We start from the raw sequence: 12,382 nt of genomic DNA, 5'->3' as shown, positions 1-12,382 counted from the left end.
GTCATAGCCCCCTGCGGGGGATCCGACCCCAGGTCGGCAGAGGGGTCAGCCCCCCCGCAGGGGGCTCTGACCCCGGATGCATGACGGGGTTGCCGGCCAGCGGCCGGCACTACCGGGGCAGCCGGCCCGCCACAGGGCGGGCCGGGTATTGCCTTATTTCTTGACCGGGTTGCCTTCGGCGTCGATCACCGTCACCTCGCCCAGGTTCAGCGCACGCACCGCCGCTTCGGTCTGCTTGAGATCGCCCACCACCACCCAGGTCAGGGCCTGCGGCTTGATCTCGGCAGCGGCCTGCTGCACCTGCGCCGGGGTCATCGCTTCGATCTCGGCCTTGCGGCGCAGCACATAGTCGTCCGGACGCTTGAACTGCACGATCGAACCGATGGTGGCGGCCACCGCGCTGGCGGTCTCGTAGGCACCGGGCAGGCTCAGGGTCTGGATGTTGCGGATGCGGTTGACCTCGGCCGCGGTCGCCGGCTTGCTGCCATCGGCGAACGCGGCGATTTCCTTGCGCATCTCGGCCATCGCCGGGCCGGTCTTGTCGATCTGCACCGGCGCGCTGGCCATCCACGGGCGCTGGCCCACCGAGTTGACCGCGCTGCTGCGCGCACCGTAGGACCAGTGCTTGTCCTCGCGCAGGTTCATGTTCAGGCGCGAGGTGAAGTCGCCGCCGATCACCCCGTTGGCAATGTCGAAGCGGGTGGAACTGGACGCACTGGAGGGCGGCACCACCTGGCCGGCGAACAGGTTGGCCTGCACTGCACCCGGCTGGTCGATCAGGAACACGCGCGGGCCCTTCGGCAGTGCGACATCGGTGGCCGCCTTCACCTGCGGCGCATCGCCTGCCGCCTTCCAGTCGCCCAGCTGCTTGTCCAGCAGCGGCACGATCTCGGCCAGCGTGGTGTCGCCGACCACGATCAGGGTGCCGTTCTGCGGCCGCAGCCAGTCGTGGTGGAAGTCGACCAGGTCCTCGCGGGTCAGGCCGTTGATCGCCGCCTCGTCGCCACTACCGGTGAACGGAATGGCATACGGATGGCCCTTGCCGTACAGCAGCGGCGGCAGCACGCGCATCGCCACCGCACCGGGGTTGACCTTCTCCTGCTGGATGCCGGCGATCCAGGTCGCCTTGACCCGGTCGATCTCGCCCTGCTCGAAACGCGGCTCACGCAGCAGGTCGCGGTACAGCGCCAGCGACGGTGCCAGGTTTTCCTTCAGCGCCGACAGGTCCACGCTCATCGAGTCCAGGCCGGCCGAGGCATCCAGGCTGGCGCCCAGTGCGTCAGCGGCATCGGCGAAGGCCAGCGAGCCCAGCTTGCCGGCGCCTTCGGTCATCAGGCTCATGGTGAAGTTGGCGGTGCCCGGCTTGCGGCCCTGGTCGGCACTGAAGCCGCCCGGGAACTGGTAGCTGAACTGCACCACCGGGATCTCATGGCGCTCGGCCAGGATCACCTGGGTGCCGTTCTTCAGCGTGGCACGCTGCAGCGCCGGGAACTTCAGCTGCGGGAACTCGCGGGTCTGCGGCACGCCGGCCTTGCGGTCGACCTGCTCCGGCAGGGTGCTGTACTTGGGGTCCACCGCCGGTACGTTGAACGGCTTCGGCGCCTGGCTGGGATCTTCCTTCAGCGCCACGCGTTCACCCGGTGCGATCACCAGGGTGTGGCTGCCCTTGTCCAGCCACTGCGCGCCCAGGCGGCTCAGGTCGGCAGCGCTGGCCTTCTCGATGTTGGCCAGCGAGGTGCGGAAGCAGCCCGGGTCGCCAGTGAACACTGCGCACTCGGCCAGTGCGTCGGCCTTGCCGCCGAAGCCACCGATGCGCTCGATGCCGCGGATGAAGCCTGCGCGGGCACCGGTCTTGGCCCGCTCCAGCTCGGCCGCGGTGGGGCCCTGCTTGATCAGCCGGTCCAGTTCCTCGTCGATGATCTTCTCGACCTTGGCCGGGTCCTGGCCCTGCTTGACCGTCGCCATGATCACGAAGTTGGAGCCCAGCTGCGACGTCGACAGGCCCGACGCGATGCTGTCCACCAGCTTGTCCTGGTGCTGCAGGCGCTGGCTCAGGCGGGACGACTTGGCACCGCCCAGCACCTGCGCGAACAGCTGCAGCTGATCGACCTCGGTGGTGCCGACCTGCGGCACGTTCCAGGCGCGGTAGATGCGCGCCTGCGGCACCTTGTCGGTCATCGTCTCGCGCGTGTCGGCGCTGCGCTTGGCCACGTTCACGGCCGGCTGCGCCATGGTCGGGCCGGCCGGGATGCTGCCGAAGTACTTGGCGACCTTTTCCTTGGCGGTGGCCAGATCGATGTCGCCGGCCAGCACCAGTACCGCGTTGTTCGGGCCGTACCAGGTGCGGAACCAGGTCTTCACGTCATCCAGCGACGCCGCGTTGAGATCGTTCATCGACCCGATCACGCCGTGGTGGTACGGGTGGCCTACCGGGTACAGCGCCTTGTTGAGCTGGTCCCAGGCCTGGCCGTAGGGCTGGTTCTCGCCCTGGCGCTTCTCGTTCTGCACCACGCCGCGCTGCTCGTCCAGCGCGGCCTGGTCGATCGCACCGACCAGATGGCCCATGCGGTCCGATTCCATCCACAGCGCCATGTCCAGCGCGGTAGTCGGCACGTTCTCGAAATAGTTGGTGCGATCGGTGTTGGTGGTGCCGTTCTGGTTGGTGGCACCCACCTGCTTGAACGGTTCGAAGAATTCGCCGTCGTGGTTTTCGCTGCCCTGGAACATCAGGTGTTCAAACAGGTGCGCGAAGCCGGTACGGCCGGCCGGTTCATCCTTGCTGCCCACGTGGTACCAGACGTTGACCGCAACGATCGGCGCCTTGCGATCGGTATGCACGATCACGCGCAGGCCGTTGGGCAGGGTGAACTGCTCGTACGGGATATCGACCTTGGCCGGTGCCGCCGGCTTGGCGGCGAGCGCATGGGTGGGCGCGAGCGTGCCCAGGGCGGTGCTGAGGGCGACGGCCAGCAGTGCAGCGCGCGGGCGAAGGGCGAGAGACATATCCGGATCCTTGGTCACGAAGGTGAACCCCGATCCTAGCCTGCGCGCGCGGCGGCCGGAATCGGTCACCAGTCACTGGGGGTGTTCGCCCCCAAGGCCCTCCGCTCCCGGCCCGATCGGCGTGCCTGGCCCGTCACATGCGCCGGCTGAAGACGTCCGGACAGTGTCCGTGGCGCGACGAATGGACAGGTGTCCGCCCAGCGGACACTTTTCGGATGCCGAAAAACCCTTTCAAATCAATAACTAAAAGTTGGCACGCGGATTGCTTGGTACTTCCTGCGCCAGGAAGGGCTTCAGACAAAAGCTGACTGAAGACTGAACAAATGCAGGAAATCGAAAATTTCTCTTGCATGCCCAGAATTGGTGTACTACCTTACTACCACACCACCGCTCAACAACACTAAACAGGCCCCGTCATGAACACCAAGACCATTGCCATCGCCATCGCCCTGATCGCCGGCACCGCGGTTGTTTCGTCGGTGCAGGCCTCCGAATCCATCAAGACCCTGGCCACCGTGCAGGTTCGCCCGGCCGCCGACCAACTGGCCCAGCAGGCCTGGGAACAGGCCAGCGGCATCCCGACCCTGGCCACCGTGGAAGTGCGCCCCAGCGCTGACCAGCTGGCCGAGCGCAACGGCTACGTCGCCGCCCCGGTCGCCGCCGCGATGCCGATCACCACCCTGGCCTCGGTGGAAGTGCGCCCGAGCCTGGAACAGCGCGTCGCCCTGGCCGCCGAACTGGAAGCCCAGCGCTACGCCGCCACCCTGGCCGCCGCCGCCACCAACGTCGCCAACTCGGTCATCGTCAACCTGCCGGCCCTGCAGGTGCGCCCGAGCGCTGCCGACCTGCAGGCGCTGGCCACCGAAACCGCCCAGGTCCTGCTGCGCCCGTAAGCGGTGCCGCCCTGCCCAGCGCAGGGCGCGCGCCGTAAAGCCGGCCGCCGTCGCAGGTACACTGCGCCGATGAATGCCGCGCCCCCGTTCCACGTGATCCTGTTCCAACCGGAAATCCCGCCCAACACGGGCAATGTGATCCGGCTCTGTGCCAACACCGGCGCGCAGCTGCACCTGGTCGAGCCGCTCGGCTTCGCACTGGAAGACAAGCAGCTCAAGCGCGCCGGCCTCGACTACCACGAGTACTCGCGCCTGCAGGTGCACCCCGACCTGGACACCGCGCTGGCGCGGATCGCACCGAATCGGTTGTTCGCACTCAGTACCCGCGCCAGCGTGCGCTACGACAGCGTGGCCTTTGAAGAGGGCGATGCCTTCCTGTTCGGCCCGGAAAGCCGTGGCCTGCCGCAGGACGTGCTCGATGCACTGCCGGATGGCCGCCGCCTGCGCCTGCCGATGCGGCCGGGCAACCGCAGCCTCAATCTTTCCAACACCGTTGCCGTGGTGATGTACGAGGCGTGGCGGCAGCACGGGTTTGCTGGTGGGGCGTAGCTCACGTGTGTCACTTTCTTTGCTCGCGCAAAGAAAGTAGCCAAAGAAGCGCGCCGCCATCGGCGAGCCGGTGCTGCGCACCGGTACCCTTCCGCTTCAAGGCGGACCCGACAGCCGCGCGGTAAATCCACGCCATGCGTGGATGCCTTCCGCCTGGATCAATCAGGAGTGGGCGCCCTTGCGTTGCCCGGGGCGTGTGCGATTGTCCACAAAAGAAAACTCCAGACCATCAATATCGGCATGCGCACCGCACATGCCCAAGCCCGTCACCGTCGGGTCGATCCCGCCGGATGAGACTCTCAGCGCACCTGCATGTTTCTCGATAGCCACTGTGCCCAGTTCGGACTGATGAATCAGTTTTCCGCCTTCTGGCTTCATATGCAGCACGAAGGAGCAGACGTGCTGCATCGACTGGGTGCTGTGCAGCTCAACCCTGTAGCCCAGTGATTCTTCGACAATCGACAGGCTGTCCCTGAATCCATCGCGGCAACTGCGTCCGCTGCCCGGTTCGGTACACAGATCGCTCGCCTGCGAATAGCTGCCTGCCCATGCCGCATCATCCCTGTTGCCTGCCCACGCCATCTGCAGCACGGAGGCTTGGAAGAGCAGCGGGAGGCACAGCAGTCTTACAGTGGAATTGTTCTTCATTCAGTTTGCATCTCCGGATAGGCGTCCGTTGCCGCCCACCCTACTCGGCAATGCCGGCCAGCGGCCGGTACTACCGGTGCACTCAGAACGCGTTGATGCCGGTCAGTTCGCGGCCGATCACCAGCTGGTGCACGGTCTCGGTGCCTTCATAGGTGATCACCGATTCGAGGTTCAGTGCGTGCCGGATCGCCACGTGTTCGGTGGTGATGCCAGCCCCACCGAGCAGATCGCGACACTCGCGGGCGATGTCGATCGCCATGCGGCAGTTGTTCCACTTGGCCAGGCTGACCTGCTGCGGCTGCAGCTGGCCGGCTTCCTTCAGCCGGCCCAGCTGCAGGGCCAGCAGCTGGGCGGTGGTGATGCGGCGGGCCATTTCCGCCAGCTTGATCTGCGCGCTCTGGGTGGCAGCCAGCGGGCGGCCGAACAGCACGCGCTCCTTGGCGTAGCCCAGCGCTTCATCCAGGCAGGCGATGGCCGCGCCGATCGGGCCCCAGCTGATGCCATAGCGGGCCTGGGTCAGGCAGCCCAGCGGCCCCTTCAGGCCCTTCACGTTCGGCAGGCGGTGGCTGTCGGGCACGCGCACGTCATCGAAGAACAGCGCACCGGTCAGCGATGCGCGCAGGCTCATCTTGTGCTTGATTTCCTGCGTGGTGAAGCCGGCCATGCCCTTCTCCAGCACGAAGCCCTGGATACCGTCCTCGGTCTGTGCCCAGACGATGGCCAGGTCGGCCACCGGGCCGCTGGTGATCCACATCTTGCTGCCGCTGATGCGCCAGTCGCTGCCGTCGCGCACCGCGCGGGTCTTCATGCTGGCCGGGTCGGACCCGCCGTGCGCCTCGGTCAGGCCGAAGCAGCCGATCAGCTCGCCGCGTGCCATCGCTGGCAGCCACTGCTGGCGCTGTTCCTCGCCGCCGTACGCGTAGATGGGATACATGCACAGCGAGCTCTGCACCGAAACGAAGCTGCGCAGGCCAGAATCGCCGCGCTCCAGCTCCTGGCAGATCAGGCCATAGCTGACCGCGCCGAGGCCACCGCCACCGTATTCGGCCGGCAGTGTCGCGCCGAGCAGGCCCAGAGACGCGATCTCCGGCACCAGCTCGGCGGGGAAACGGGCCTGGTCGAAGGCATCGCCGATGATCGGCAGCACGCGCTCGTTGGTGAAGCGGGCGACGCTCTCCTGCACCGCGCGCTCTTCCTCGTTGAGCAGGGAACGGACATCGAACAGATCGTACGGATGCAAAGCCATGGCACTCACGCGCAGTCAGGACCGGGCCATTGTCGGTCATCCGCACAGCGCGTGCCGGCCTGGGTCGGCACCGGCAGGGCTGCAGCCCTACGCTGCATTGCAGCAATCCGGGCGTGAACATCGCCGATCTAGCTCGATCACGCGCGGCCCGGTACCCTGACACATTCAAACAACCGTTTCGCCCGTGGCTGCACGCGCGATTCCCAGGCACCGCCGGTGGCCCCGATGCCGGCCCTACCCACGAGTCATGCAATCGATGAGCGCTGAAGCCAACGCCCTGCCCCCGCGTGAAGTAATGGAGTTCGACGTGGTGATCGTCGGCGCCGGCCCCGCCGGCCTGGCCACCGCGATCCGCCTGCGCCAGCGCGCGATCGAAGCCGGCCGCGAACTGTCGGTGTGCGTGCTGGAAAAGGGCTCCGAACCGGGCGCGCACGTGCTGTCCGGCGCGGTGATGGATCCGCGCGCGCTGGCCGAACTGTTCCCGGACTGGGCCGAACGCGGCGCACCGCTGAAGCAGAAGGTCACCCGCGACGAGTTCCTGTTCCTCAGCGAGACCGGGTCGCGCAGCACGCCCAATGCGCTGCTGCCGGAGTGCTTCCACAACGAAGGCAACTACATCATCAGCCTGGGCGAAGTGACCCGCTGGCTGGCGCAGCAGGCCGAGGCGCTGGAAGTGGCGATCTTCCCCGGCTTCGCCGCCGCCGAGGTGCTGTACGGCGGCAACGGCGAAGTGATCGGCGTGGCCACCGGCGACATGGGCATCGAGAAGGACGGCAGCATCGGCCCGGCCTTCGAGCGCGGCATGGCGCTGCACGCCAAGTACACGGTCTTCGCCGAAGGCGCGCGCGGCCACCTCGGCCGCCAGCTGATCGCCCGCTACAAGCTGGACGAAGGCAAGGACCCGCAGGCCTACGGCATCGGCATCAAGGAACTGTGGCAGATCGACCCGGCCAGGCATGAGCCGGGCCTGGTGGTGCACGCCGCCGGCTGGCCGCTGGACAGCGACACCTACGGCGGCGCGTTCCTCTACCACGCCGAAGGTGGCAAGGTCGCCATCGGCTACGTGGTCGGCCTGGACTACAAAAACCCCTGGCTGAGCCCGTTCGAGGAATTCCAGCGCTTCAAGACCCATCCGGATATCCGCAAGCACCTGGAAGGCGGTACCCGCATCGGCTACGGCGCGCGTGCGATCACCGCCGGCGGCCTGCTGTCGCTGCCGAAGACGGTGTTCCCCGGTGGCGCGCTGGTCGGTTGCGAGGCCGGTTATCTCAACGCCAGCCGCATCAAGGGCAGCCACGCCGCGATCAAGACCGGCATGCTCTGCGCCGACGCCGCGTTCGACGCGCTGGCCGCCAACCGCCAGCACGATGAGCTGAGCGACTATCCGAAGGCCTTCGAAGCCAGTTGGCTGTTCACCGAACTGCAGCAGGCCAAGAACTTCAAGCAGTGGTTCAAGAAGGGCCAGACCGTGGCCACGCTGATGACCGGCGTGGAGCAGTGGCTGCTGCCGAAGCTGGGCGTGCGCAACCCGCCGTGGACGCTGCACCGCACCCAGCCGGACCATGCCTGCCTGGAGCCGGCGGCCCAGCACACCCGCATTACCTATCCGAAGCCGGACGGGGTGCTGACCTTCGACCGTCTCAGCTCGGTGTTCCTGAGCAGCACCAACCACGACGAGAACCAGCCCAGCCACCTGACCCTGAAGGACCCGAGCATTCCGGTGAAGGTGAACCTGGCCGAGTACGCCGGCCCGGAAGCGCGCTACTGCCCGGCCGGCGTGTACGAGTTCGTTGGCGAAGCCGACAACGCACGCCTGCAGATCAACGCGCAGAACTGCGTGCACTGCAAGACCTGCGACATCAAGGACCCGACCCAGAACATCGTCTGGGTGACCCCGCAGGGCGGCGGCGGCCCGAACTACTCGGGCATGTGATCGCCCCGGGCTGCGACCGCGTGTCGCAGCCCGGCCACTGCAGCGCACCGCTATCCTGCCCGGCCATGCGTGTCTCCCTGCTCACCGCCCTTGCCTGGGCCCTGCTTGCCACGGCCTGCCAGCGCCCGCCTGCGCCAGCGGCCACGCCCGAACAGGCCCGGCAGCAGGCCATGCAGCGCGCGTTCGAACTGTGCGCCGGCTGCCACACCGTGCAGCCCGGCGGCATCCACCGCTTCGGGCCGAACCTGCACGGCGTGATCGGCCGCCGCGCCGGCAGCCTGCCCGACTACGGCTATTCCGAGGGCATGCGCCGCGCCGACATCACCTGGACCGCGCAGACCCTGGATGCCTTCCTGCAGTCGCCCACCCACGTGGTGCCCGGCACCCGCATGTACAACGCCTTCCCCAGCCCCGAACGCCGCGCGCTGGTGATCGCCTACCTGCAACAGCAGTCGGCTCAGTGAGCCAGTCGCTGCAGCTGATGCTGCAGCCGGGCCACGAACGCCGTGACGGCTGCGAACAACGGTGCCGGGTCGGTCCCGCCCGCATCCTGCAGGCGCTCGACCAGCGCGTTGGCCTGCCCGGCCAGTGCCGTCGCTCCGATCGCCCCGAGGCCGCCGGCCTGGCGATGCAGGTGCCGCGCCGCGGTCTCGCGGTCACCGGCCTGCACGGCGCGCAGCACGGCCGCGAGGTCGCCCTCACTGGCCTGCAGCAGACTGTCGCGCAGCTGTTCGGCCACCGCACGCGAACCGTAGCGCTGCTGCAGGGTGGCCAGGTCAGGCACCGCATCACCGTCGTCGGCGGCGTCCTCCTGTACGGCCGCGTCGAACGACTGGCCCTGCGCCTGCGGCAGCCAGCGCAGCAGCGCGGTGCGCAGCGTGGCCAGCGACAGCGGCTTGGCCAGCACCTCGTCCATGCCTGCCTCGCGGCAGCGGCGCGCATCGTCGTCCAGCACGCTGGCGGTCAATGCCAGCACCGTCAGTCGCGGCTGCCCGGTACGACCCTCGCGTTCGCGCAGCAGGCGGGTGAACCCAAACCCGTCGAGTACCGGCATGCGGCAGTCGGTAATGACCAGGTCGAAGGACTCTGATGACAAGCGGTCCAGCGCCTGCTGGCCGTCGCCCAGCAGCACATAGGGCACGCCCAGTTGCTGCAGCCGCCACGCCATCATCGCCTGGTTGGTCGGGTGATCCTCGATCACCAGCACCCGCGCCTGGCGCAACGCGGCGGGCAGCAGCGCGGTCTGGTCCTGCTCGGCCAGCAGCGCCGCCGCGTCCTCGCTGCCGGCCTCGACCAGCGAGACCCGCACTTCGGCGCGCGTGCCTTCGCCCAGCGTGCTGTGCAGGGTCAGTTCGCCCTGCATCATCTGCACCAGGCGCTGGCAGATGCTCAGGCCCAGGCCGGTGCCGCCGTGGTCACGCTGGATGTAGGCGCCGGCCTGGGTGAATGGCGCGAACAGGTGCTGCAGTTGTTCCGGTGCGATGCCCATGCCGGTGTCGGTCACGCTCAGGCACAGCGGCTGCACACCGTCCTCGCTGGTCGGCCCCAGCACCTCCAGCTGCAGGCGCACCTCGCCCTGGCTGGTGAACTTGATGGCATTGCTGAGCAGGTTGAACACGATCTGGCGCAGCCGTACGCCGTCCACTTCGTGGGCCGGCGCCAGATCGGGATCGATCTGCACGTGCAGCGCCAGGCCACGCGCGCTGGCCTGCGCGGACAGCAGGCGGCACACGCTTTCCAGCAGGGGCCGCAGCGGTTGCGGCACCGGCTCCAGGCGCAATGCACCTGCTTCCAGCCGCGAGTAATCGAGGATGTCGTCGAGGATCTGCCGCAGCATCTGCGCCGAATCCTCGATCACGCCGAGGATGCGCTGCTGCTCGCTGTCCAGCGGCGAGTGCGCCAGCACCTCCAGCATGCCCAGCACGCCACTCATGGGCGTGCGGATCTCGTGGCTCATCGTGGCCAGGAAACGCGATTTGGCTTCCGCAGCCTGCTCGGCCTCTGCCTTCGCCGCCGCCAGCGCATCGGCCTGCATCCGCGCTTCGGTCACATCCACCCAGTAGCCGCTCCAGATCACCGCGCCCTCTTCGGCGGCATAGGGGTGGGCCTGGCTGCGCACCCAGCGCGTGCCTTCCTCATCGCTGCGCAGGCGGAACTCCAGGACCAACGGTGCGAACTGGCGCGCGGCCTGTTCGATGGAATGCAGGATGTGCGCGCGGTCGTCCTGCTCGATGCGTTCCAGCAGCAGCTTCGCATCCTGCTCGGCCTGCTGCCGGGTGATACCGAACAACGCCGGCAGGTCGCCGGCAATGAACGGGAAACTGAGCGTGCCATCGGCATCGCGACGTGCCTGGTAGACCACCGCCGGCAGGTTGTCGGTCACCTCGGCCAGGCGCTGCTCCAGCTGGCGGCGTCCTGCCACCTCACGGCGCAGGCGCCAATGGCCGACGCCATGCACCAGCAGCGCGGTCAGCAGCACCAGCAGCACCGGCACGCCCCACCGCAGCACGTTGCTCCAATCGACACCGTTGCGGTACTCCACCCCCAGCCAGGCGTTGCGCAGGGCCTCGCGCTTGCGTGGGGTCATCTGCAGCAGCAGGCGATCGAAGGTGGTGGCCAGCGCCGCGTGGCGGCGATCCACGGCCAGCACCAGCTGGTCGTTGAAGCCGGCCGGTGCCGCCACCTGCAGCCGCCCCGGGAAACGGCTGCGCAGCAGGTGATCCACCACGGCAAGGTTGCCGATGTACGCATCGGCTTCGCCATCGAGCAGGCGCTGCAGTGACTGTTCGACGCTGCGTGCAGCGATGATCCGCGCCTGCGGTGCCTGCTGCAGCACGTAGCCGCGCACACGCTCCGGGTCGGACAGCAGCACGCGCTTGCCCTGCAGGTCAGCCAGGTCCAGCAGCGACTCGCCATCGCTCCTGACCACAATCACGTTCGGCACGCTGATGAAGGGCTGGCTGAACACCCAGTCCGGGCCCAGGTAACGTGAATCGACAGGAATGCCCATCACCGCCTGCAGCTCACCGCGGCGGGCCTTCTCGCGTACCTCGTACCAGTCGTGGCTGTCCTCGACCTGCAGGTTGGCACCGGCCTGCATCAGGCGCTGCAGGTATTCGCTGGCCAGGCCGCTGGGCCGGCCATCCTCGCCGGTGAACGACAGCGGCGCGGCATTCGGGGCGAAACCGATCTTCAGCGGCTGCTCCAGCACGCGCTTCTCGGCCTGGCTCAGCGCCAGCTGCGCCGATGCCGACCAGTGCGGCGGTGACAACCAGCGTTGTGCCAGGGCATCGCGCTGGGCCTGGCTGGTGGCCGCCAGCGCCAGGTCCAGGGCTTCGGCCAGGGGTTGCTTGCTGTTGGGAATGCCGAAGTGCAGCCGCTCAGGGGGCAGGTCGCTCGGCCGCAGCAGCGCCACGCCCTGCAGGCGCCGGCTGGCAATCAGCTCGGTGGCGACAAATGCATTGCCGATGTAGACGTCGGCCTTGTCGTCTATGACCATCTGCAACGCGCTCAACGTGTCGCTTGCGACAAGCTGGCGGGCACGCGGGAATCGGGCGCGCACCTGCGGACCGGTCAGGAAATCCTGCTCGATCACGACCCTCAGCCCATCCAGGTCCGGCATGTCGGAGGCACGCAGGTCATCGGGCCGGCCCACCAGGGCGAGCGGCGCCTCACTGTAGGCCGCGGTATAGACCATGCAGCGGGTGCGGTCGGCACTGAGACCGACATTCATCACCACGTCGATCTCGCCACGGCATGCCGCATCCAGCACGGATGTCCAGTCGGGATAGCGGCGCGCCTCGACCTTCATGCCGAGCTGGCGTGCAAGATGCGACAGGTAGTCCGGTCCCAGACCCACCTGCTGGCCGTCACGGAGGGACTCGAAGGGCGGCCAACCGCTGTCATACTGCCCGACAACGATGGTCGGATGCGCCACCAGGTATTCGCGCTGCAACGGGCTGAGCGGCAGCAGCCCAGGGACCGGCTGTGCCTGGGCCACGGGCAGGGCCAGCACCGCCAGCAGCAGGAGCAGCCCGCGAACAGCCCACCTACGCATCTGCGTCGATCTCCTAGAATCCTGCCAGGGACCGCGATGGTCGCGGTCCGGCG

Annotated in this window: 8 protein-coding genes; 4 read left to right on the top strand and 4 right to left on the bottom strand. The window is 67.9% G+C overall.

The window, feature by feature from the left end; all coding sequences use genetic code 11:
• Window positions 1–153: 153 nt before the first annotated feature.
• Window positions 154–3,003 (bottom strand): M16 family metallopeptidase, encoded by a 2,850-nt coding sequence (locus tag AC5P9C_RS14710; protein WP_053461845.1) that lies wholly within the window; start codon window positions 3,001–3,003, stop codon window positions 154–156.
• 416 nt (window positions 3,004–3,419) lie between these two features.
• Here AC5P9C_RS14710 and AC5P9C_RS14705 point away from each other — a divergent pair, with 416 nt between their 5' ends.
• Window positions 3,420–3,896 (top strand): XAC0231 family protein, encoded by a 477-nt coding sequence (locus AC5P9C_RS14705; protein ID WP_049470054.1) that lies wholly within the window; start codon window positions 3,420–3,422, stop codon window positions 3,894–3,896.
• Between the two features lie 69 nt (window positions 3,897–3,965).
• Complete coding sequence (locus AC5P9C_RS14700; RefSeq protein ID WP_049455011.1) at window positions 3,966–4,445, top strand: tRNA (cytidine(34)-2'-O)-methyltransferase; 480 nt, start codon at window positions 3,966–3,968, stop codon at window positions 4,443–4,445.
• 162 nt (window positions 4,446–4,607) lie between these two features.
• Here the strand turns inward: AC5P9C_RS14700 and AC5P9C_RS14695 are convergent, their stop codons facing one another.
• Together AC5P9C_RS14695 and AC5P9C_RS14690 are read right to left on the bottom strand one after the other, a co-directional pair.
• The gene (locus tag AC5P9C_RS14695; protein ID WP_033835515.1) at window positions 4,608–5,093 is read right to left on the bottom strand and encodes a hypothetical protein; all 486 of its coding nucleotides are present in this window, start codon (window positions 5,091–5,093) and stop codon (window positions 4,608–4,610) included.
• An 82-nt stretch (window positions 5,094–5,175) separates the two neighbouring features.
• Window positions 5,176–6,339 (bottom strand): acyl-CoA dehydrogenase family protein, encoded by a 1,164-nt coding sequence (locus tag AC5P9C_RS14690; protein WP_343543274.1) that lies wholly within the window; start codon window positions 6,337–6,339, stop codon window positions 5,176–5,178.
• A gap of 256 nt (window positions 6,340–6,595) precedes the next feature.
• Between AC5P9C_RS14690 and AC5P9C_RS14685 the strand changes: the two genes are divergently transcribed.
• Window positions 6,596–8,272 (top strand): electron transfer flavoprotein-ubiquinone oxidoreductase, encoded by a 1,677-nt coding sequence (locus tag AC5P9C_RS14685; RefSeq protein WP_312559500.1) that lies wholly within the window; start codon window positions 6,596–6,598, stop codon window positions 8,270–8,272.
• A 65-nt stretch (window positions 8,273–8,337) separates the two neighbouring features.
• Window positions 8,338–8,736: a c-type cytochrome gene (locus AC5P9C_RS14680; protein WP_053461842.1), complete on the top strand. Its 399-nt coding sequence runs from the start codon at window positions 8,338–8,340 to the stop codon at window positions 8,734–8,736.
• Here AC5P9C_RS14680 and AC5P9C_RS14675 read toward each other — a convergent pair.
• Window positions 8,730–12,329, bottom strand: a complete 3,600-nt coding sequence (locus tag AC5P9C_RS14675) for an ATP-binding protein (RefSeq protein ID WP_414615346.1) — start codon at window positions 12,327–12,329, stop codon at window positions 8,730–8,732. The two genes, AC5P9C_RS14680 and AC5P9C_RS14675, sit on opposite strands and share 7 nt — an antisense overlap.
• Window positions 12,330–12,382 lie beyond the last annotated feature (53 nt).

The organism is Stenotrophomonas sp. YJH_SMC_10 (assembly GCF_059371555.1).
Note: the sequence above shows the minus strand (reverse complement) of the source record. Positions and strands in the feature narration are given on the sequence as shown.

Coding starts and splice junctions, on each gene's coding strand:
- AC5P9C_RS14710 (WP_053461845.1), bottom strand. CDS start 3,003: ATGTCTCTCGCCCTTCGCCCGCGCGCTGCACTGCTGGCCGTCGCCCTC.
- AC5P9C_RS14705 (WP_049470054.1), top strand. CDS start 3,420: ATGAACACCAAGACCATTGCCATCGCCATCGCCCTGATCGCCGGCACC.
- AC5P9C_RS14700 (WP_049455011.1), top strand. CDS start 3,966: ATGAATGCCGCGCCCCCGTTCCACGTGATCCTGTTCCAACCGGAAATC.
- AC5P9C_RS14695 (WP_033835515.1), bottom strand. CDS start 5,093: ATGAAGAACAATTCCACTGTAAGACTGCTGTGCCTCCCGCTGCTCTTC.
- AC5P9C_RS14690 (WP_343543274.1), bottom strand. CDS start 6,339: ATGGCTTTGCATCCGTACGATCTGTTCGATGTCCGTTCCCTGCTCAAC.
- AC5P9C_RS14685 (WP_312559500.1), top strand. CDS start 6,596: ATGAGCGCTGAAGCCAACGCCCTGCCCCCGCGTGAAGTAATGGAGTTC.
- AC5P9C_RS14680 (WP_053461842.1), top strand. CDS start 8,338: ATGCGTGTCTCCCTGCTCACCGCCCTTGCCTGGGCCCTGCTTGCCACG.
- AC5P9C_RS14675 (WP_414615346.1), bottom strand. CDS start 12,329: ATGCGTAGGTGGGCTGTTCGCGGGCTGCTCCTGCTGCTGGCGGTGCTG.